Origin of the sequence: Pseudomonas sp. B7, assembly GCF_016735645.1 — a bacterium.
In the GTDB taxonomy this organism is placed as follows: Bacteria; Pseudomonadota; Gammaproteobacteria; order Pseudomonadales; family Pseudomonadaceae; genus Aquipseudomonas; species Aquipseudomonas glycinae.
Genome location: NZ_JAERRE010000010.1, coordinates 225,727 through 247,309, shown reverse-complemented (window position 1 = coordinate 247,309; position 21,583 = coordinate 225,727). Strand labels below are relative to the sequence as shown.

At 61.3% G+C, this 21,583-nt stretch carries 17 protein-coding genes; 9 read left to right on the top strand and 8 right to left on the bottom strand.

Features of this window, described 5'->3' with window-relative positions:
* Positions 1–180 precede the first annotated feature (180 nt).
* Positions 181–1,044 carry a DMT family transporter gene (locus JKA62_RS22545; protein WP_201819554.1) on the top strand — a complete coding sequence of 288 codons (864 nt, stop codon included), beginning with the start codon at positions 181–183 and terminating at the stop codon, positions 1,042–1,044.
* Positions 1,045–1,100: 56 nt separating this feature from the next.
* Here JKA62_RS22545 and JKA62_RS22540 read toward each other — a convergent pair whose 3' ends face one another.
* Positions 1,101–2,009 carry a DMT family transporter gene (locus tag JKA62_RS22540; RefSeq protein ID WP_011332947.1) on the bottom strand — a complete coding sequence of 303 codons (909 nt, stop codon included), beginning with the start codon at positions 2,007–2,009 and terminating at the stop codon, positions 1,101–1,103.
* Positions 2,010–2,093: 84 nt separating this feature from the next.
* Positions 2,094–3,719 (bottom strand): methyl-accepting chemotaxis protein, encoded by a 1,626-nt coding sequence (locus JKA62_RS22535; protein ID WP_201819553.1) that lies wholly within the window; start codon positions 3,717–3,719, stop codon positions 2,094–2,096.
* A gap of 417 nt (positions 3,720–4,136) precedes the next feature.
* Here JKA62_RS22535 and aceK point away from each other — a divergent pair, with 417 nt between their 5' ends.
* From aceK to JKA62_RS22510, 5 genes are all read left to right on the top strand, one after another.
* On the top strand, positions 4,137–5,858 hold the full coding sequence (gene aceK / locus JKA62_RS22530) for a bifunctional isocitrate dehydrogenase kinase/phosphatase (RefSeq protein ID WP_011332949.1): 1,722 nt from the start codon (positions 4,137–4,139) through the stop codon (positions 5,856–5,858).
* 170 nt (positions 5,859–6,028) lie between these two features.
* A complete protein-coding gene (hrpA, locus tag JKA62_RS22525; RefSeq protein ID WP_201819551.1) occupies positions 6,029–9,940 on the top strand; it encodes an ATP-dependent RNA helicase HrpA in 3,912 nt (1,303 codons plus the stop codon).
* A gap of 264 nt (positions 9,941–10,204) precedes the next feature.
* On the top strand, positions 10,205–11,326 hold the full coding sequence (locus JKA62_RS22520) for a beta-ketoacyl-ACP synthase III (protein WP_011332951.1): 1,122 nt from the start codon (positions 10,205–10,207) through the stop codon (positions 11,324–11,326).
* A 135-nt stretch (positions 11,327–11,461) separates the two neighbouring features.
* Complete coding sequence (locus JKA62_RS22515; RefSeq protein WP_011332952.1) at positions 11,462–12,073, top strand: RNA polymerase sigma factor; 612 nt, start codon at positions 11,462–11,464, stop codon at positions 12,071–12,073.
* The gene (locus JKA62_RS22510; protein ID WP_011332953.1) at positions 12,067–12,303 is read left to right on the top strand and encodes an anti-sigma factor family protein; all 237 of its coding nucleotides are present in this window, start codon (positions 12,067–12,069) and stop codon (positions 12,301–12,303) included. Before JKA62_RS22515 ends, JKA62_RS22510 begins: the two co-directional genes overlap by 7 nt.
* 129 nt (positions 12,304–12,432) lie before the next feature.
* Here the strand turns inward: JKA62_RS22510 and JKA62_RS22505 are convergent, their stop codons facing one another.
* The gene (locus tag JKA62_RS22505; RefSeq protein ID WP_011332954.1) at positions 12,433–13,755 is read right to left on the bottom strand and encodes a putative porin; all 1,323 of its coding nucleotides are present in this window, start codon (positions 13,753–13,755) and stop codon (positions 12,433–12,435) included.
* 283 nt (positions 13,756–14,038) lie between these two features.
* Between JKA62_RS22505 and JKA62_RS22500 the strand changes: the two genes are divergently transcribed.
* Positions 14,039–15,163 carry a GNAT family N-acetyltransferase gene (locus JKA62_RS22500; protein WP_201819549.1) on the top strand — a complete coding sequence of 375 codons (1,125 nt, stop codon included), beginning with the start codon at positions 14,039–14,041 and terminating at the stop codon, positions 15,161–15,163.
* Positions 15,164–15,178: 15 nt separating this feature from the next.
* Here JKA62_RS22500 and aqpZ read toward each other — a convergent pair whose 3' ends face one another.
* From aqpZ to JKA62_RS22475, 5 genes are all read right to left on the bottom strand, one after another.
* Positions 15,179–15,874, bottom strand: a complete 696-nt coding sequence (gene aqpZ, locus JKA62_RS22495; protein ID WP_201819546.1) for an aquaporin Z — start codon at positions 15,872–15,874, stop codon at positions 15,179–15,181.
* A gap of 188 nt (positions 15,875–16,062) precedes the next feature.
* Complete coding sequence (locus tag JKA62_RS22490) at positions 16,063–17,895, bottom strand: ABC transporter ATP-binding protein (protein WP_201819543.1); 1,833 nt, start codon at positions 17,893–17,895, stop codon at positions 16,063–16,065.
* A gap of 88 nt (positions 17,896–17,983) precedes the next feature.
* Positions 17,984–18,547: a peptidylprolyl isomerase A gene (locus tag JKA62_RS22485; protein ID WP_011332958.1), complete on the bottom strand. Its 564-nt coding sequence runs from the start codon at positions 18,545–18,547 to the stop codon at positions 17,984–17,986.
* A 3-nt stretch (positions 18,548–18,550) separates the two neighbouring features.
* Positions 18,551–19,354, bottom strand: coding sequence for an alpha/beta fold hydrolase (locus JKA62_RS22480; RefSeq protein ID WP_201819540.1), 804 nt, complete (start codon positions 19,352–19,354; stop codon positions 18,551–18,553).
* A 14-nt stretch (positions 19,355–19,368) separates the two neighbouring features.
* Positions 19,369–20,292 (bottom strand): LysR family transcriptional regulator, encoded by a 924-nt coding sequence (locus tag JKA62_RS22475; protein WP_011332960.1) that lies wholly within the window; start codon positions 20,290–20,292, stop codon positions 19,369–19,371.
* Between the two features lie 49 nt (positions 20,293–20,341).
* On the opposite strand from JKA62_RS22475, the gene JKA62_RS22470 reads away from it, so the two are divergent.
* The gene (locus tag JKA62_RS22470) at positions 20,342–20,656 is read left to right on the top strand and encodes a hypothetical protein (RefSeq protein ID WP_064383185.1); all 315 of its coding nucleotides are present in this window, start codon (positions 20,342–20,344) and stop codon (positions 20,654–20,656) included.
* 160 nt (positions 20,657–20,816) lie between these two features.
* On the top strand, positions 20,817–21,416 hold the full coding sequence (locus tag JKA62_RS22465; protein WP_064383187.1) for an FMN-dependent NADH-azoreductase: 600 nt from the start codon (positions 20,817–20,819) through the stop codon (positions 21,414–21,416).
* Positions 21,417–21,583 lie beyond the last annotated feature (167 nt).

The window sequence follows — 21,583 nt, the reverse complement described above, 5'->3', positions numbered from 1 at the left end:
GATCAGTCATTACCCTCCACCTGTCAGTAGCACGCCGGTGTGCGCAGTCGTATCACCGCCGGGCGTTGGTGTTTCGGGCTGATCAGCGTTTCCTGCTGACCCCTGTGCCCGCCTGAAAAAAAACCTACTGAATTTCAGCTTCGGCTGAGTTGGCTATTTGCCTGACTACAGGTGGTATTCATGTTTGTCCTTTCGAAAAAGTCCGCGCTCGCGGCGGCGTCCACGAGCCTGTTCGTTCTACTGTGGAGCAGCGGGGCGATCTTCTCCAAGTGGGGGCTGGCCCACGCTTCGCCCTTTGCCTTTTTGCTGATCCGTTTTGTCATTGCCCTGTGCGGGCTGGTGCTGCTGGTGCCGTTGCTCAAGCTGAAACTGCCCAAGGGCGGCAAGCCGATGCTGTATGCGATGGCCACCGGCGTGGTGCTGTTGGGGGCTTATCAGATCTTCTATCTGCTGGCGCTGGATCTGAAAGTCACGCCCGGAGTGATGGCGACCATCATGGGCGTGCAGCCGATCCTCACGGTGGTGATCATGGAGCGGCAGCGCTCGGCGAGCCGGATGTTTGGTCTGGCGTTGGGATTGGCCGGTCTGATCATGGTGGTTTACCAGGGCATCGGTCTGGCCGGGATGTCGCTGGCGGGGATGCTGTTCGGGCTGCTGGCGCTGGCGAGCATGACCTTCGGCTCGATCATGCAGAAACGCATCACCGACAATCCCCTCGGCACGCTGCCGGTGCAGTATCTGGCCGGTCTGCTGCTGTGCGGGATTTTCGTGCCGTTCCAGCCGTTTAACTTCGAGCACAGCGCCGGTTTCATCGTGCCGGTGTTGTGGATGGGGCTGGTGGTTTCCGTGCTGGCGACGTTGCTGCTGTATCGACTGATCGCGCGGGGCAATCTGGTAAATGTCACCAGTCTGTTCTATCTGGTGCCGGCCGTGACGGCGGTGATGGACTACCTGATCTTCGGCAATCGCCTGGCGGCGTTGAGCGTGCTGGGGATGCTGTTGATCATCGTCGGTCTGGTGTTCGTGTTCCGTAAATCGGCGTAACCGCCGCGCATGAAAAGGCCCGGGAGGAAACTCCCGGGCCTTCGTGCATCTGCAAATCAGCGAGTGGCGATTTCTGCCGGTTTCACCGCCGCCGGTTTCAACACCAGCCACAGCGCAATGGCGATCAACACCCCGCCATACACGTGGGCCATCGACAGCGGCTCATCGAGAAACAGCGCCCCCCACAACACGCCGAACGGCGGAATCATAAAGGTCACGGTCATCGACTTCACCGGCCCGATGGAGCTCAGCAGGCGGAAGTAAATGATGTAGGCAAACGCGGTGCAGCCCAGCCCTAGGCCCAGCAGCGACAACCAGACACTCCAGCCGCCCCAGCTCACCGGCGGCGCAGTGATGACGCTGTAACCGAACAGCGGCAACAGAAACAGGGTTGCTCCGAGCATGCTGCCCAGCGCCGACAGACGGCTGTCGAGCCCGCCGGCCTGATCCAGCCAGCGTCGGGCGAGGAACCCGGCGAAGCCGTAGCAGGTGGTTGCGAGCAGACAGGCAACCGCACCCATCAGCAGCTGCAGATCGAAGGCGACCGGGCCGGCGCGAGTCAGCACGCCCACCCCGAGCAGGCCGAGGAACACCCCGGCGAGTTTGGCCAGCGTGAGTTTTTCACTGAAAAACAAACCGCCGATCAACACACCCATCAATGGTGTGGTGGCATTGAAGATCGCCGAATAACCGGCGGGCAGCACCTGGGCGGCGACGGAGTACAGCGTCGCCGGCACGCCGGAGTTGATCACGCCCAGCAGCATCACGGTCTTGAGCTTGCCTTTGAAATCCCAGCTGATGCGCATCAGCCCGAGGATCACCAGCAGGCCGACAGCGGCAATCGAAACGCGGAAGAAACCGGTCGGAATCGTACCGATCGCCGGAGCGATGATGCGCATGAACAGGAAGCTCGCGCCCCAGATGGCGGCCAGCGACAACATGCGGAATATATCGACAGGGCTCACGGGCCACTCCTTCCTTGATCGGGACGAGAGTGTTGCCGAGGGCCCCGGCGATGGCAACCGTTAATCGGGCATTTAATTTTCTGATCAGATCACGAAGCGCGTCACCAGCCCGTTGAGGTCTACGGCCAGTCGCGACAGTTCCTGGCTGGCGGCAGACGTCTGGGTGGCGCCGGCAGCGGTCTGGGTCGACAGGTCGCGGATGGTCACCAGATTCTGATCGACTTCCCGCGCCACCAGCGCCTGCTGCTCGGCGGCGCTGGCGATCACCAGGTTGCGCTGGTTGATCTGCGAGATCGACGCGGTGATTTTCTCCAGGGCCTGGCCGGCGCTGTTGGCCCGGCGCAGGGTGTGGCTGGCCTGCTCGGCGCTGGATTGCAAAGCGCCGACGGTGGCGCTGGTGCCTTGCTGAATGCTGCTGATCATCAGCTCGATTTCTTCGGTGGAGTTCTGCGTGCGCTGGGCCAGCGAGCGGACTTCATCGGCGACCACCGCAAACCCTCGTCCGGCCTCGCCGGCCCGCGCCGCTTCAATGGCGGCGTTGAGTGCCAGCAGGTTGGTCTGCCCGGCGATGCCGCGAATCACCTCCAGTACCTTGCTGATGTCCTGGGCCTGAGTCGCCAGGCCCTCGGCCTGTTCGGACGCACCCAGCACTGCGCTGACCAATTCCTGAATCGAACTGATGGTCTCGCTGACCTGCACATGCCCGTGCTTGCTGTCCTCGTTCGAGGCTTCGGAGGCTTCGGCACTGGACACCGCATTGGCGGCCACCTCATCGACCGCCGTGCTCATCTCGGTGACCGCCGTGGCAGCCTGTTCGATCTGGTCATTCTGCTGTTGCAGGCCGCGGGTGCTCTGTTCCATCACCGAACTCATTTCCTCGGCGGCGGAGGCCAGTTGCTGGGCCGACTCGCTGATGCCGCGAATGGTCGAGCGCAGATTGCTCTGCATCTCGGCCAGAGCGATCAGCAACTGCGCCGCTTCATCCTTGCCGTTGCTGTCGATGCGACCGCTGAGGTCTCCCGAAGCAATCCGTCGTGCCACGTTCAGCGCCTGATTGATCGGCGCGGTGATGCTGCGGGTCAGCAACCAGGCCAGCAGCAACGTGGCAATCAGCGCAATGACGATGATCATCGCGACGATCCACAGCGCCTGCTGGTACATCGCCGCCGCGGACTTGGCGGCGGTATCCGCGCCTTGTTGGTTGAGCGTGATCATTTGCTCCAGCGTTTTGTCGAGCACCGTGCCCTGGGGCGCCAGTTCATTGGTCAGGCGCGCGTAGGCCTGATCGTTTTGTCCGGCGTCGATCTGTTTGATGATCTGGTCAAGGATGCTCAGGTACTTGGCGGTGTCCGCGCTCAGTCCTTCCAGCATCGCCTGTTCCTGATCGTTGGCGATCAGGGCTTTGTGATCGTCGAGGCGCTTGAGCAACTCCTGGCGTTGCACCGTGAGAAGGCCTTTGCTGCGTTCGCGCACGGCAGCCTGGGTGCTGGTGATCAGGCGCAGGGATTCGAGACGGATGCTGGCGATGTTCGCCGCTGTGTCATGGATGCTTTCGATGCTGGGCATCCATGCTTCCTCGATCACCGCCGCGCTCTCGCGCAGGGTTTTCATCTGGCCCAGACCGAACAGGCCGACCACCACCAGCAGACTGGCCAGAACGGCAAAACACAAACTGGCGCGCAAACCGATGCGCAGATTCCGGATAGTCATCAATGTGCTCCTTGGGCATTTGGGGAGAGGTCGTCCTCGTGAGCCGAGGATCTTGTTGTGAGGCGGGTGATGGCGGGCTGTATATCAAAGTGCCACTATCTTGGTAAGACCAGTCATTGGCTATTGGCAGATGGAATGGACAGGAATGAACAAGCCGGGCAAAAGTGCAAGCTAGAGATGTCGCCGTTGAGTTGGATCCGAAACCCAGAGAAATCGCGGGCTGGCGCCCGGCGCTGGGGAGCACCTGAGGGGATGTTTATTGACCGAACGGTCGATTAAAAAAACTTTGATAAAAACTGTGTCGTTGTACAACCCGCAAGAGGATTTGGCCGAAATTGCGCTTCTCCTGCAGCCGCTTCCGTGGCTAAGCTCAGGCCTTCGAGCACAGATTCTCCAATTCCCGCAGAGGTCTCATCTATGCCGCAGCAATGGCCAGCCACCGACATCGCCCGCCTGATCCTCGATGGGTTTGACGATTACCGCGAGCATTTCCGGCGGATCACCGACGGCGCCCGGGAGCGCTTCGAGCAGGCCCGCTGGCAGGACACGCAAACCGCGTCGGCGGCCCGGATCAACCTCTACGAAGAAAAGGTCGGTGAAACCGTCGCCCGTCTGCGCGAGTACTTCGAGCCGGACACCTTGATGGATGTCACCTGCTGGCCACTGGTGAAAAGCGCCTACATCAGCATCATCGACCTGCGCTTCGACGATGAGCTGTCCGAGACCTGGTACAACTCGATTTTCTGCAGCCTGTTCAGCCACGACCTGATCAGCGACGGCTGCATGTTCATCCACACCACGCGCCCGAGCCTGCGTCGGGCACGGGCCGCGCAAACCCGCACCTACAAGCCCCAAGGGCAGATCTCGGGCATGCTTGCGAGCATCTTTGCCGATTACCGCTTCAGCGAGGCCTACGCCGATTTGCCCGGCGACTTGCTGCGTCTGGAAGCGCAACTGCGCGAGAACCTGCCGGACTGGGTGTGCAAGGACCCGGAGCTGAGCGTCGAGCTGTTTTCCTCGGTGCTGTACCGCAACAAGGGCGCGTACCTGGTGGGGCGCATCTACACCAACGACGATCAGTGGCCGTTGGTGATTCCGTTGCTGCACCGCGAAGGGCGCGGGATTCAGATCGACGCATTGATCACCGACGAAGCGGAGGTGTCGATCATCTTCTCCTTCACCCGTTCGTATTTCATGGTGGATGTGCCGGTGCCGGCGGAGTTCATCGGTTTCCTCAAACGCATCCTGCCGGGCAAGCACATCGCCGAGCTGTACACCTCGATCGGTTTCTACAAGCACGGTAAATCGGAGTTCTACCGCGCCCTGATCAATCACCTGGCCAACACCGATGACCAGTTCATCATGGCGCCGGGCGTGCGCGGCATGGTCATGAGCGTGTTCACGCTGCCGGGCTTCAACACCGTGTTCAAGATCATCAAGGACCGTTTCTCCCCATCCAAAAACGTCGACCGCGCCACGGTGATCGAGAAGTACCGACTGGTGAAAAGCGTCGACCGCGTCGGGCGCATGGCCGATACCCAGGAATTCGCCGACTTTCGTTTTCCCCTGAGCAAATTCGAGCCGGCGTGCCTGGCGGAGCTGCTGGAAGTCGCGCCGTCCACGGTGTCGCTGGAAGGCGAAACCGTGCTGATCCGCCACTGCTGGACCGAGCGCCGAATGACGCCGCTTAATCTCTATCTGGATAACGCCAACGAAGCCCAGGTGCGCGAAGCGCTGGAGGATTACGGCCTGGCGATCAAGCAACTGGCGGCGGCCAACATCTTTCCCGGCGACATGCTGCTGAAGAACTTCGGCGTCACCCGCCATGGCCGGGTGGTGTTCTACGACTACGACGAGATCTGCTTTCTCACCGAAGCCAACTTCCGCCACATTCCGGCACCGCGTACGCCGGAGGACGAAATGGCCTCCGAACCGTGGTATTCGATCGGGCCACTGGATGTGTTTCCCGAGGAATTTCCGCCGTTCCTGTTTGCCGATGCAGCGCAGCGCAAGCTGTTCGATCAGTTGCATGGCGAGTTGTACAACGCTGATTACTGGAAGGGGCTACAGGAAGCGATTCGGGCGGGGAAAGTCATTGATGTCTTTCCGTATCGGCGCAAAGGCCTGGATAACGAATAAAGCAGCCGCAAGCCGCAAGCCGCAAGCAGCAAGCAGCAAGCTACAAGCAGCAAGCTACAAGCCTCAAGTCAAACGCCGCTTTCAACTTGCGGCTTGTAGCTTGCCGCTTGTAGCTGCTTTTCTGCGACAATCGCGTCCTTGCGCCACTAGACGACCGAATTGCGTACCCGATGACCGACGAATCGCCCTCCATCGACAAACTGCTGAAAAACCTCGATCACGCCATGCTCGCCGACCGCCACCGGCTGCGGCGACAGTTGCTTGAGCTGCGCAAGAAACCCGACGAGGCCAAGCTGGCCCAGTGGGTGGCGCGGATGCAGGCGTCCTGCGATCAGGTGCTGGCACGCAAGGCCAGCCTGCCGGTGATCCGTTACGACGACAGCCTGCCGATTGCGGCCAAGCGTGACGAAATCAAGAAGGCCCTGGAAAAGCACCAGGTGCTGATCATCGCGGGTGAAACCGGCTCGGGTAAAACCACCCAGTTGCCGAAAATCTGTCTGGAGATCGGTCGCGGCCAGCATGGTCTGATCGGCCACACCCAGCCTCGGCGAATTGCCGCGCGCAGCGTGGCCAGTCGGGTTGCCGAAGAACTCGGCACGCCGCTGGGTGCACTGGTCGGCTATCAGGTTCGATTCGAGGATCAGAGCGATTCCAATACGCTGATCAAACTGATGACCGACGGCATCCTGCTGGCGGAAACCCAGAACGACCGGTACCTCGAGCGCTACGACACGATCATCGTCGACGAAGCCCACGAACGCAGCCTCAACATCGACTTCCTGCTCGGTTACCTGAAAACCCTGCTGCCGCGTCGTCCGGACCTGAAAGTCATCATCACGTCGGCGACCATCGATCTGGAGCGTTTCTCCAAGCATTTCGATGACGCGCCGATTGTCGAGGTTTCCGGCCGTACCTTCCCGGTGGAAACCTGGTATCGCCCGCTGACGCTTGAGCAGGACGAAGAGGGCAACCGTGTCGAAGACGACCTGACCGTGGATCAGGCGATCCTCGCCACCCTCGACGAAATCGCCGCCTATGAGCGCAGCGAACGGCGCAGTCCTGGTGACGTGCTGGTGTTCCTGCCGGGCGAGCGTGAGATCCGCGACGCCGCCGACATGCTGCGCAAGGCCCAGCTCAAACACACCGAAATCCTGCCGTTGTACGCGCGCCTGTCGCCGGCTGAACAGCAGCGGATTTTCCAGTCGCATCCGGGCCGTCGCGTGGTGCTGGCAACCAACGTCGCCGAAACCTCGCTGACCGTGCCGGGCATCCGTTACGTGATCGACAGCGGCACCGCGCGCATCAGTCGCTACAGCTACCGCGCCAAGGTCCAGCGGTTGCCGATCGAAGCGATTTCCCAGGCCAGCGCCAACCAGCGTAAAGGTCGCTGCGGTCGGGTCGAGCCGGGTATCTGCGTGCGCTTGTACAGCGAGGAGGATTTCCTCGGTCGCCCGGAATTTACCGATCCGGAAATCCTGCGCACCAACCTCGCGGCGGTGATTCTGCAGATGCTCCATCTGCGCCTTGGCGAGATCACTGATTTCCCGTTTATCGAGCCGCCGGACGGCAAGGCGATCAGCGACGGTTTCAACCTGCTGCAAGAACTCTCGGCAGTGGATCGCAACAGTCAGCTGACCCCGCTCGGCCGCCAGTTGGCGCGCCTGCCGGTGGATCCGCGCATGGGCCGCATGCTGCTGGAAGCGGCGAAGCTCGGCAGCCTGCAGGAAGTGCTGATCGTCGCCAGCGCCATGTCGATTCAGGACCCGCGCGAGCGTCCGCCGGAGCGTCAGCAAGCCGCTGACCAGGCCCACGCGCAGTGGAAGGACGCCGATTCGGACTTCGCTGCGCTGGTCAATCTGTGGCGTGGCTTCGAAGAACAGCGCCAAGCGTTGACCGCCAGTCCGCTGCGCAACTGGTGCCGGAAGAATTTCCTCAATTATCTGCGCCTGCGCGAGTGGCGCGATTCCCATCGCCAGTTGAGTCTGATCTGCCGCGACTTGCAGCTGAGCCTCAATAAAGAGCCGGCGGATTATCCGAAGCTGCACAAAGCGGTGCTGGTCGGCTTGCTCAGTCAGATCGGCCAGAAAACCGAGGACGGCGATTACCTTGGCGCCCGTCAGCGGCGGTTCTGGATTCACCCGTCTTCGGGCATCGGCAAGAAGCGCCCGCAGTGGGTGATGACCGCCGAACTGGTGGAAACCACCAAGCTTTACGCGCGGATGGTGGCGAAGATCGACGCCGACTGGATCGAGCCGCTGGCCGGGCACTTGATCAAGAAGAACCACTTCGAACCGCACTGGGAGAAGAAGCGCGGCCAGGTCGTGGCGTTCGAGCAGATCACCCTGTTCGGTCTGATCGTGGTCGGTCGCCGACCGGTGCACTACGGCCCGGTGGATCCTGTGGTTTCGCGGGAGCTGTTCATCCGCGAAGGTCTGGTGCGGGGCGAGATTCAGTCCCGGGCCAAGTGCCTGACCGCCAACAAGCAGTTGCTGGAACAACTCGATGAGCTGGAAGCCAAGGCCCGTCGCCGGGACATTCTGGCCGACGAGGAAACCCTCTACGCGTTCTACGACGCGCGACTGCCTGCGGAGATTCACCAGACCGCGACGTTCGACAGCTGGTATCGGGTCAACAGCCAGAAAGACCCGCAACTGCTGATCATGCGCGAGGAAGACGTGCTGGCTCGCGAAGCCAGTGAAGTCACCGCCCAGCATTACCCGGACACGCTGCACATCGGCGATCTGGAACTGGCCCTGAGTTACCACTTCGAACCGAATCACCCGCGCGACGGTGTGACCCTGCGCGTGCCGGCGCCGCTGTTGCCGATGCTGCCGCCGGAGCGCCTGGAGTGGCTGGTGCCGGGGCTGATCGAGGCCAAGTGCATTGCGCTGGTGCGCAACTTGCCCAAGGCCCTGCGCAAGAACTTCGTGCCGGTGCCGGACTTCATCAAGGCCGCGCTGCAACGCATGACGTTTGCCGAAGGTTCGTTGCCGCAAGCGCTGGGCCGCGAACTGCTGCGCATGACCGGTGCGCGGGTCAGCGATGAGGCGTGGGCGGAAGCGGCGCAGCAGGTCGAAAGCCACCTGCGGATGAACCTGGAAATCGTCGACGGCCAGGGCAAGTTCCTTGGCGAAGGACGGGATCTGGCGGAACTGACCGCACGTTTCGCCGAAGCCAGCCAGGCTGCGTTGGCCGTGCCGCAAAGTGCGAAAAGTCAGCAACCGGTGGAGGCCAAGGTCTTCGCGCCGGTGGCGGAAAAGACTCAGCAGAAGATCGCCGGGCTGTCGATGACGGTCTATCCGGCGCTGGTGGAAGAGGGCGGCACGGTCAAGGAAGGTCGTTTCTCGACACCGGCCGAAGCCGAGTTCCAGCACCGTCGCGCCTTGCAACGCCTGCTGATGCAGCAACTGGCGGAACCGGCCAAGTTCCTGCGCGGCAAGTTGCCGGGCCTGACCGAAATGGGCCTGCTGTACCGCGAACTGGGCCGCGTCGATGCGTTGGTGGAAGACATTCTGCTGGCCAGCCTCGACAGCTGCATTCTCGACGGCGAAGACCCGTTGCCGCGTGACGGCGCAGGGCTGGCGGCACTGGCCGAGCGCAAGCGCGGCAGCTGGACCGAGCACGCCGAGCGCGTGGCACGCCTGACGCTGGAAATCCTCAAGCTCTGGCACGGTCTGCAAAAACGCTTCAAGGGCAAGATCGATCTGGCTCAGGCCGTGGCGCTCAACGACATCAAGCAGCAGCTCAGCCATCTGGTGTATCCGGGCTTCGTCAGGGAAACGCCGATGCTCTGGTTCAAGGAGTTACCGCGCTACCTGAAAGCGGTCGAGCAGCGTTTCGAGAAGCTGGGCGCGCAGGTGCAGAAGGATCGGGTCTGGAGCGGCGAACTTGCCGGCCTTTGGACGCAATACCAGACCCGCGCCGCCAAACATGCTCAGGAAGGCAAACGCGATCCGCAGCTCGAGCTGTATCGCTGGTGGCTGGAGGAGTATCGGGTTTCGCTGTTCGCCCAGCAGTTGGGCACGAAAGTGCCGATCTCCGACAAGCGCCTGAACAAACAATGGACGCAGGTCGAGGCATGACCATGGGGGACGAAATTCCCCTTGTGGGAGCAAGCGCGCTCCCACATTGGTCAGGCGTTGTACTTGGGAATGGGGCCAAAACCTTGGGTTTATGGCAAACTTCGCCACCATAAATGCCGTTTTCGCGTCCCAGAGCCTTTGCCGGGCCGCGCAGCGGAATAAAGCGATGCCTGGTTTTTGCGTCCCTTGATACGGGAATGGACCCTTTGCGTGTTGGCACGTCGGTGCCAGCACTTTCTGCCTGAACAGATTAGAGAAACGACCATGCATAACGTCGTCATCAGCGGCACCGGCCTGTACACCCCGGCCAACAGCATCTCCAACGAAGAGCTGGTGCAGTCTTTCAATACCTACGTCGCCCAGTTCAATGCGGACAACGCCGAAGCCATCGCCAGCGGCGAAGTCCAGGCCCTGACCGAGTCCAGCGCCGCGTTCATCGAAAAAGCTTCCGGCATCAAGAGCCGCTTTGTCATGGACAAGGATGGCATCCTCGACCCTGCGCGCATGGCGCCACGCCTGCCGGAGCGTTCCAACGACGAATGGTCGGTGCTTTGCCAGATGGCCATCGGCGCTGCCGAACAAGCCCTGCAACGTGCCGGCAAGACTGCCGCCGACATCGACGGCGTGATCGTCGCCTGCTCCAACCTGCAGCGTGCCTACCCGGCCATCGCCATCGAAGTCCAGGAAGCGCTGGGCATCCAGGGTTTCGGTTTCGACATGAACGTTGCCTGCTCGTCGGCGACCTTCGGCATCCAGCAAGCGGCCAACACCGTGCAACTGGGCCAGGCCCGGGCGATCCTGATGGTCAACCCGGAAGTCTGCACCGGTCACCTGAACTTCCGCGACCGCGACAGCCACTTCATCTTCGGTGACGCGGCCACCGCCGTGATTATCGAGCGCGCCGATCTGGCAACCTCCAAGCACCAGTTCGATGTGGTCAGCACCAAACTGCTGACCAAGTTCTCCAACAACATCCGCAACAACTTCGGCTTCCTCAACCGCGCAGCGGAAGAGGGCATCGGCGCCCGCGACAAACTGTTCGTGCAGGAAGGCCGCAAGGTGTTCAAGGATGTTTGCCCGATGGTGGCCGAACTGATTGGCGAGCATCTGGAAGAGAACAAGCTCAATGTCGGTGACGTAAAACGCTTCTGGCTGCACCAGGCCAACCTGAGCATGAACCACCTGATCGTGCGCAAGCTGCTGGGCCGCGAAGCCACCGAAGAAGAAGCCCCGGTGATTCTCGACACCTACGCCAACACCAGCTCCGCCGGTTCCGTGATTGCGTTCCACAAATATCAGGACGATCTGGCGGCCGGTTCGCTGGCGGTGCTGAGTTCGTTCGGTGCCGGTTACTCGATTGGTAGCGTGATTCTGCGTAAACGCTAACAGCGGGTTCATTTCCTCTTAATCGCGCTGACGTTTCCTACATCCGAATCGGCGCGAACGCTGTAATTTTCGAAAGTGGCGGCAGGCGAAGTCCTGCCGCTATCATTTTCGAAGTCAGGAACAGGGGATTGATGGATGGCAGTTGACGACACCCGATTGCTTGAGCGGCTGCTCGCCGGTGAGCAGAAGGCTTTCAAGGAGCTGGTCAGCACCTATCAAAGCCCCATGCGCGCGGTGGCCTACGCGATTGTCGGCCAGCGCCATGTCGAAGAAGTGGTGCAGGACGCCTGGCTGTCGGTGGTGCGCAATATCGGCCGTTTCGAGGGGCGCTCCAGCCTCAAGACCTGGCTGCTGACCATCACCGCCAACTCGGCCAAGAGCCGCTACAAACTCAATCGTCGCGAAGTGCTGCTGGATGATCTGCCGTCCCCCCACGGCACCATCGATGACGATCGTTTTTCTCCCGGCGACGGCCACTGGCTGGTAGCACCGTTCGCCTGGCACCAGGACACACCCGAGGCATTGCTGACCGAAGGCGAGCTGCGTGAATGCCTGGAGCATACGTTGCTCAGCCTCTCCGAACTTCAGAGCAGTGTGCTCACGCTGCGCGAGCGCCAGGGCCTGGAGCTGGAGGAGATCTGTAATCTTCTGGAGATCTCGCTCTCCAATGTCCGCGTGCTGCTGCACAGGGCACGTTTGAAGGTCTTTGCGACCGTGGAGCATTTTGAGGAGACGGGAGAATGTTGACCTGCAAGGAGCAAGTGGCGCGATCCAGCGATTATCTCGATGGCCAGTTGAGCTTTCGCGAAAAACTGATGGTGCGTCATCACCTGATGTTCTGCCGCAATTGCCGGCGTTTCATTCGCCAGATGCGTTTGATGCAGGCGACGCTGCGGGCGATGCCGCAAAAGCCTGAAGAGGGCGTGGACGCGTTGGCCGAGCAGTTGGCAGAGCTGCGGCGCAAGGACAGTCCCTGAAAACACAGACTGGCGCGGCCGCAGCGAACGGATGATGGGGATCGCTGCGGTCGCGCCAGTCTGTTGAAGCCTCTTCAAACGATGGAACCGGATGTACAACCCATCGTTTGAAGTCTGTTGCCGGGTTGCTTAGAACTTCGCTTCCGCGTCCAGCTGCAGGGTGTTGGTGTCTGCATCACGCTGGGTACGGCTGGAGAAGTCGGCCTTGGTCAGGAAGTAAGTCGCACCAATGGCGAAGTTCTTGTCGATGTCGTAACCGACCTTGAACTTGTGGCCACGGGAACCGGTGGTGCCGTTGGCGAAGTCCGAATCGGTGAAGGCGCCGACCACAGCGTTGCGCTGCACATCACGATAGTTGTAGTCGAGGTTCAGGCCGAAGACTTTCGACTTGGCACCCACCAGCCATGCGGTGTCCTGATCGGTCACTGCATCGTTGTTCTTCACATACTGACCGTAGAACGACAGCGGCATTGGCAGGCCGCCGATGTCGACCTGGCTGAAGCCTTCGTACAGACGGAATTCGTTGTTCGCCGAGTTGCCGTTGACGGCCAGGGCGCACGGCGTGGAGGTGCCGGTGCAACGGCTGTCTTCGTCGTTCTGGTAGGCGTAGACGCTGCCGCCCAGGGTCAGTTTCAGGTTGTCGGTGATGGCGAAGCGGCTGCCCAACTGGCCGGCGGTCAGACGCAGGTCATGACGGAATTGCACGCCGTCGCCATCCACGTTGTCCTTGAGATTGTAGTTACCCAGGCTGCCGAACAGCTCCACGCTGCTGCCCAATGGATACTTGTAGGTAACGGCCAGACCTTCCGGGTTGATGTCGCTGTCCCAGATCACGTCGCCCATGCTCACCCACGGTTGCAGCATCTTGCCGCCGATGATGTGCAGGTTCTTGATCTGATCCGGGTGGTAGTCGATGTAGCCCAGGTCGAGCCAGATCTGCTTCTTGTCGAAGTAGTTGTCCTGGTCCTGGTTGGTCGAACGGGCGTCGTCGCCGCCGCCGGTGGCGATACGGATGCCGGTGTCGACTTGCGGGTTGATCTCAGTGTACGCACCCAGACGGGCACGGATACGCTGGCGATCCTTGTCGCGGCCGCCGTTGTTCGGTTCGCCGTCGATCTTGATGGTTTCCTGACGGATACGCACATCGCCCTTGAACTGGGTCTTGGCGGCCCAGGCCAGTTTCTGGTCGAAACTGCTGAGCTCGTTGGTTTTCTTCGCGGTCGCCGCGATTTGCTCGTTGGTCTCTTGCTGCGCCTGCTGCGCGATTTGCTGGGCCTTCTGATCCTTGGCCAGTTCAGTTTGCAGTTCAACGTACTGCGCCTGGGAAATCGAACCGTTAGCCTTGAGCATGTCGAGCAGTTTGGCGTCGACTGCGGCACTGGCCGGTACACTCATGGCCAGCAACAGGCCACCGCACAGGGCCGCCGCAGTTTTCGTGGAAGCAAGACGCATAGCAATCTCCGAAGATGAAAAGGGGATGGCTGAACCATCCTGGGCACAACCGACGGTTTGACGGTCGGAAAACAGTGTCCGGGGTAGAACCCGGCGCTCTAAAAACAGGCGCCAGTATCGCGATGGTTTATGACAGAGCAGTGGCACGATGATGGCAGGTTGATGACGATACAAAACTGCCGTGAACTATTGATCTAGAGCGCTGTCGCGCATTCGGGCGTGGGCAACGCCCGGCCGATCAGCGATACTCACCGGGCGTTCACGCCCGAAAGTGGAGAGGAAAATGCCGCTGCAACGTCTGCACAAACTGTCGGAAATTCCAGCCTCCGACTGGGATGTTCTGGTCCCGCAAAACCAGCCGTTTCTGCGCCATGCGTTTCTTTCTGCGCTGGAAGACAGCGGCAGCGTCGGCCCGCACACCGGTTGGCAAGCGGAGCATTTGCTGCACGTCGAGGCGGGTCGCGTGATCGCTGCGCTGCCCGGTTATCGCAAGTGGCATTCCTACGGCGAATACGTGTTCGATCACGGCTGGGCCGATGCCTGCGCCCGGGCCGGCATCGATTACTACCCCAAGTTTTTGAGCGCGGTCCCATTCAGTCCGGTCAGTGGCCCACGGTTGCTGGCAGCGAATGTCGAGGACGGATTCGAACTGCTCAAGAGCCTGCCGGGGTATCTGGAAATCGATGAGCTCTCCAGTGCTCACATCAACTTCACCGACGCGTTCACCGATGCCGCCATGGCCGAGCAGCCGGGCTGGCTGCAGCGCATCGGCTGTCAGTATCACTGGCAGAATCGCGGCTACCGCGACTTTCAGGACTTCCTCGACGTGCTCGCCTCGCGCAAGCGCAAACAGATGCGCAAGGAGCGCGAGCAAGTGGCGGGGCAGGGCTTCGAGTTCGAATGGCTGGAAGGCCGCGAGCTGGACGAGGCGCAGTGGGATTTCGTCTACGCCTGTTACGCCAACACCTACGCGGTGCGTCGGCAGGCGCCGTACCTGACCCGGGAATTCTTCAGCCTGCTGGCCGAGCGCATGCCGGAATCGATTCGCGTGGTCCTGGCCCGACAGGACTCACGGCCGGTGGCGATGGCGTTCAGCCTGGTGGGCGGCGACAGTTTTTACGGACGCTACTGGGGATGCCTGGCCGAGTTCGACCGGCTGCACTTCGAGACCTGTTTCTATCAGGGCATGGACTATGCGATTGCCAATGGATTTCAACGTTTCGATGCCGGTGCCCAGGGCGAACACAAACTGATTCGCGGCTTTGAACCGGTGATCACCCATTCCTGGCATTACCTGCGCCATCCCGGTTTGAAAGCTGCGGTCAAAGACTTCCTGCACCAGGAGCGCGCCGGTGTGCTGGCCTATGCCGAAGAGGCGAGGAACGCCTTGCCGTATCGGCAAGCCTGATCCTCGCCGGCTCCTTCAGTTGTCTTCCTTGCCCAGCCAGCGATAGAGCACGCCGCCGACCACCGCACCGAGCAGCGGCGCGACCCAGAACATCCACAACTGGGCGATGGCCCAGCCGCCGACCATCAGCGCCGGGCCCGTGCTGCGGGCCGGGTTGACCGAGGTGTTGGTCACCGGAATCGAGATCAGGTGGATCAGCGTCAGGGCCAGGCCGATGGCGATCGGTGCCAGTCCTGCCGGGGCGCGCTTGTCGGTGGCGCCGAGGATGATCACCACGAACATGGCGGTCATCACCAGTTCGGTGACGAAGCCGGACGCCATCGAGTATTTGCCCGGCGAGTGTTCGCCATAACCGTTTGAGGCAAGGCCCGCGGCGATGTCGAAACCTTCCTTGCCGCTGGCGATGTGGTAGAGCAGGGCCGCTGCCAGAATCCCGCCGAGCACCTGGGCGATGACGTAGGCAGGCAGTTCCTTGGCCGGGAACCGACCGCCGACGACCAGACCGACCGACACGGCCGGGTTGAGGTGACAGCCGCTGATGTGGCCGATGGCAAACGCCATGGTCAACACCGTCAGACCGAACGCCAGGGCGACCCCCAGCACGCCGATTCCCAAGGGTGAAGACGCGGCAATGACCGCACTGCCGCAGCCGCCCAACACCAACCAGAACGTACCCAACAACTCAGTGACTGAACGTTTGAAAAGAGACATGACAGAGTCCTTGATAGGCGTGCTATCGAGACTGCATCGAGTGATGCTTCCCTGCAGATTTACGACAGGTTCCGTTCCGGAGCCTTCGCTGATTACAGCAGGGTTTCAGGGGATTTCCAGCAGGCGATAAAAAACCGCCAGAGCCCGTGGTTAAAGGGCTCTGGCGGTTTTTACGTTTTGACGCAGGATCAGTCGATGCCGACAAACCCTCCGGTCTGGTGCGCCCACAGCCGCGCATACAATCCGCCATGGGCCAGCAGTTCGGCATGGTTGCCGCTTTCGGCGATCTTGCCGTTCTCCAGCACCACCAGTCGGTCCATGCGGGCAATGGTCGAAAGGCGGTGGGCGATGGCGATCACGGTCTTGCCCTGCATCAGGGTTTCCAGGCTTTCCTGAATCGCCGCTTCGACTTCCGAGTCCAGGGCCGAGGTCGCTTCGTCCATGATCAGGATCGGCGCGTCCTTGAGCAGCACCCGCGCAATCGCGATCCGCTGACGCTGACCACCGGACAGTTTCACCCCGCGTTCGCCGACATGCGCGTCGAATCCGGTGCGCCCCTCGGCGTCCGACAGCAGCGGGATGAACTCATCCGCGCGGGCCTTGCGCACCGCTTCCCAGAGCTCCGCTTCAGTGGCGTCGGGCTTGCCGTACAGCAAGTTGTCGCGGATCGAGCGGTGCAGCAGCGAGGTGTCCTGAGTGATCATGCCGATCCGTGCGCGCAGGCTTTCCTGGCCGACTTCGGCGATGTTCTGGCCGTCGATCAGGATCCGCCCGCCCTCGACGTCGTACAGGCGCAGCAGCAGGTTGACCAAAGTCGATTTGCCGGCGCCGGACGGGCCGATCAGACCGATTTTCTCGCCGGGTTTGATGGTCAGGTTGAGGTCGCCGATGATGCCTTTCTTCTTGCCGTAGTGAAAATCCACGTGCTCGAAACGCACTTCGCCACGGGCGACGGCCAGCGGTTTGGCCTGCTCCCGGTCGGTGACGCTGACCGGTTGCGAGATGGTCTGCAGACCATCCTGAACCATGCCGATGTTTTCGAAGATCCCGGTGACCACCCACATGATCCAGCCGGACATGTTGACGATGCGGATCACCAGACCGGTGGCCAGGGCGATCGCGCCGACGCTGATCAGCGATTGCGTCCACAGCCACAGGGCCAGCGCCGTGGTGCCGACGATCAACAGGCCGTTCATGGTGGTGATGGCCACGTCCATGCTGGTGACCACGCGGCCGGCCAGCTGGGCTTTTTCGGTCTGTTCCTGGATCGCTTCGCGGGCGTAGTGCTGTTCGAAATTGGTGTGGGCGAACAGCTTCAGGGTGGCGATGTTGGTGTAGCCGTCGACGATCCGGCCCATCAGCTTCGAGCGCGCATCGGAGGCTTCCACCGAGCGGTTCTTGACCCGTGGCACGAAGTAATAGAGCGCGCCGATGTAGGCGGCGATCCACGTCAGCAGCGGGATCATCAGGCGCCAGTCGGCCTCGGCGAACAGCACCAGCGAACTGATCGCGTAGATCAGCACGTGCCACAGCGCATCCACCGCTTGCACGGCGGAATCGCGCAGCGAGTTGCCGGTCTGCATGATGCGCTGGGCAATGCGCCCGGCGAAGTCGTTCTGGAAGAAATTCAGGCTCTGCTTGAGCACGTAACTGTGGTTCTGCCAGCGAATCATGCTGGTCATGCTCGGGCTCAGGGTCTGGTGCACCAGCATGTCGTGCAGCGCCAGGAACAGCGGGCGCAGCAGTAACGCTACCACCGCCATCCACGCCAGTTCGACGCCGTGCACCTTGAAGAAGTCGACGTTCGGCGTACCCTGGGCGAGGTCGATGATGCGACTCAGGTAGCTGAACAGCGCCACTTCGATCAGTGCACCGAACAGGCCGACGATCAGCAGGGCGGCGAAACTCGGCCAGACCTGCTTCAGGTAATAGGTATAGAAGGGCAGAACGCGGTCCGGCGGAGACGCCGTCGGGGCGTCGCGGAATATGTCGATCAGTTGTTCGAAACGGCGATAGAGCATCAGATAACCGCCCGGAGCACGGGCTCTCCTTTTATCAGTGTGAGCGGCGTGACATCAGGTCAGCGCCGCTCGATATGCCCTGTAAAGCTTAGTCGATGCGCTTGGCCGACTTGATGATCACAGGGTCGACCGGCACGTTTTGCATGCCCTGTTTGGTGGTGGTCTGGGAGTTGACGATGATGTCGACCACGTCCATGCCCTTGACCACTTTGGCGAACACCGCGTAACCGGCGTCACGGCCCGGATCGAGGAAAGCGTTGTCGGCGACGTTGATGAAGAACTGGCTGGTGGCCGAATCCGGGTTGGAAGTACGGGCCATCGACAGGGTGCCACGAACGTTATGCAGGCCGTTGCTGGCTTCGTTCTTGATCGGCGCCTTGGTGTCTTTTTGCTGCATCTGCTGGGTGAAGCCGCCGCCCTGGGCCATGAAGCCCGGGATCACGCGGTGGAAAATCGTGTTGTTGTAAAAGCCGCTGTCGACGTACTCGAGGAAATTCTTGGTACTGATCGGCGCCTTGACCGGGTCCAGCTCGATTTCGATCTGGCCGTTGGTGGTGTCCAGCAGCACGTGCGGTGCTTTTGCCGGCGTGGCAGCCATCAGGTTGGCAGCGAACAGCACGGTGCCGGCGGCGAGGGCGAGTTTTTTCAGCATGGGTCAGTGATCCTGAGGGTGATTATCGGCTGTGGCGAGGAACTCCAGCAGCGTTTGATTGAAGCGTTCGGGCTGATCGAGCGGGGTGGCATGGCGCGAGTCGGCGATCACCACCAGCCGCGCATCGGGCAGCAGTCTGACATAGGTTTCTTTCAGCGAAACGGGGGTGTAGTCCCGGTCGGCGCTGACGACGAGGGTTGGACAGGTGACCCGGGAAAGTCGTTCCTGGACGCCCCAGCCAACAATCGCATCGAAGCTGGCGAGATAAGCACGTTTGTCGTTTTTTGCCCAGCGTTCGGCCATCTTCTGACGCAAATCGGCCTGCTCCGGTTTGGGGAACAGCTTGGCGCCAAGGGCCTTGCCGATGGTGGCGAGGCTGAGCAGGCGCATCAGGCTCCAGCGTTTGAACCACTGCCAGTAATCGTCGCGGCTGCGCACCTTGACCTCGGGCGCGCTGTTGACGATGGTCAGGCTCTTGAGCATCCGCGGGTGATCGACGGCGAACTGGAAGCCGATCATGCCACCCATGGACAGCCCGGCGTAGTGCACCGGGCCGAGTTTCAAATGCTCGATCAGGGCGACGATGTCGGCGCTGAAACCGGCGATGCTGTAGCGCTCGCGGGGCTTGTCGGAGCGGCCGTGACCGCGCACGTCCGGGACGATCACCCGGTAATGCGCGGCCAGGGCGGGAATCTGCATTTCCCAGTCCAGGGTGCTGGAGCCCAGACCGTGAACCAGCAGCAACGGATCGCCGTGGCCATATTCCTCGTAGTGCAGGTTGCAACCTTCATGCTCGAAATACGCCATCGGTGAACTCCGTGTCAGGCTTGTTCGGGGGCGGCGAACGGTGCGTCCAGCGGCAGGGTGTCGAAGGTGCGCAGCAGTTCGATCAGGATTTGCGTCGCTGGGCCCAAGGGTTTGTCCTTGTTCGAATACAGATAGAAACTGGAGTTGCGGTTGCCGCCTCTGTCCAACGGTAGCAGCTTGAGCGAGCCGTCTTTCAGTTCCCGCTCGATCATGTGGCGTGGCAGCCAGGCGAATCCCAGGCCGCTGCTGACGAACGTCGCGGCCGTGGCGAGGCTGCCTACGGTCCAGCGCTGCTCGGCGCCGAGCCAGCCGACGTCCCGGGGTTGCTGGCGGCCGGAGTCGCGGATCACCACTTGCATCTGGGTTTCCAGGTCCTGAAAGCTCAGCTCGCGGTTGAGCCGGTGCAGCGCATGGTCAGGATGGGCGACGGCGACAAATTCGACATCGCTCAATTCCGCGCCAAGGTAACCGGGAATGCTCAGGCCGGTGATGGCCAGGTCGGCCACGCCTTCGAGCAGCACTTCTTCGACGCCCGACAACACTTCCTCACGCAGCCGCACCCGGCAGCCGCGACTCTGCGGCATGAAAGCGGTCAATGCGCGCACGATACGGGCGCTCGGGTAGGCGGCGTCGACCACCAGCCGTACTTCGGCTTCCCAGCCCTGCTCCATGTGATGGGCAAGGTCTTCCAGCTGGCTGGCCTGTTTCACCAATTGCCGCGAGCGGCGCAGCAACACGCCGCCGGCTTCGGTCAGCACAGCCTTGCGACCGTCGATGCGCAACAGCGGCACGCCGAGCTGATCCTGCATGCGGGCGACGGTGTAGCTCACCGACGATTGCGAACGGTGCAGGGCCTCGGCGGCCTGGGCGAATCCGCCGTGGTCGACCACGGCCTGCAACGTTCGCCATTGATCAAGGGTCACGCGGGGCGCTTTCATCAATAGCTCCTCTTGTCCTAAGCTGGCGGTCCCTCATGGAGACTGCCGAATGAAAAAATTCTGTTGTGTGTTGCTGGTGCTGCTTCCGCTGACTGCGTTCGCGTACCCGATCGATGTGGAAAAGGACCTCAACGGCCTGAAGATCGACTACAACGCGTTCGACACCGATAACGACATCGGCTCCATACAGGTCAACAACTACGGCGACGTCGACGCAACCTGCAAGGTGGTATTCACCAACGGCCCGGAAGCGCCGCGCACGCGCAACATCGAAGTGGCCGCGGGCAAGCATAAAAACGCCACGGCCAAGTTCACCCGGACCATCATCAAGCTGCGCATCAAGCTGAGCTGCACCCCGAAATAGCGTCACGGCCCTGTGGGGGGCGGGCTCCTACAGGGTTTGGCTTGCATCTAAACGAATTTTTCGATGCTTTGCAGCAATTATTTGCGCTTTTTCATCGATACGACACTGTTTAACCTTCACTCCATCGACTTACAACATTCTCGGATGGAGGCTACACACCATGTCCCGCGTTCTGATCATCGAAAGCAGCGCCCGCCAGCAAGACTCGGTTTCCCGTCAACTGACCCAGACCTTTATCGGTCAATGGAAAGCGGCGCATCCGGCCGATCAGATCACAGTACGTGACCTCGCCGTGAACCCGGTACCGCACCTGGACATCAACCTGCTGGGCGGATGGATGAAGTCCGCCGAGCAGCGCAACGACAGCGAGCAGGCCTCGCTGGACCGTTCCAACGAATTGACCGATGAATTGCTGGCCGCCGACGTGCTGGTGATGGCCGCCCCGATGTACAACTTCGCCATTCCGAGCACCCTGAAGGCCTGGCTCGACCACGTACTGCGTGCCGGCGTGACCTTCAAATACACCGAAACCGGCCCGCAAGGCCTGCTCAGCGGCAAGCGTGCCTACGTGCTGACCGCCCGCGGCGGCATCTATGCCGGTGGCCCGGCCGATCATCAGGAACCGTACCTGCGTCAGGTGATGGGCTTCATCGGCATTAATGACGTGACCTTCATCCACGCCGAAGGCATGAACCTGGGCGGCGACTTCCAGGAGAAAGGCCTCAACCAGGCCAACGCCAAACTGTCCCAGGTCGCCTGATATGTTAATCGCCAGATAATCGCCGATTGTTCTAGTGACCTGGCGCAACCCCTTCAAGGCTCTACGCGCATCGAACCTCCCTTTGCACTTGTTGCTCCTGAGTGCTGTAGCCCGATTGAACGCTTTAGCGAGATCGGGCTTTTTTTTGCCCGGGATTTAGCGATGGC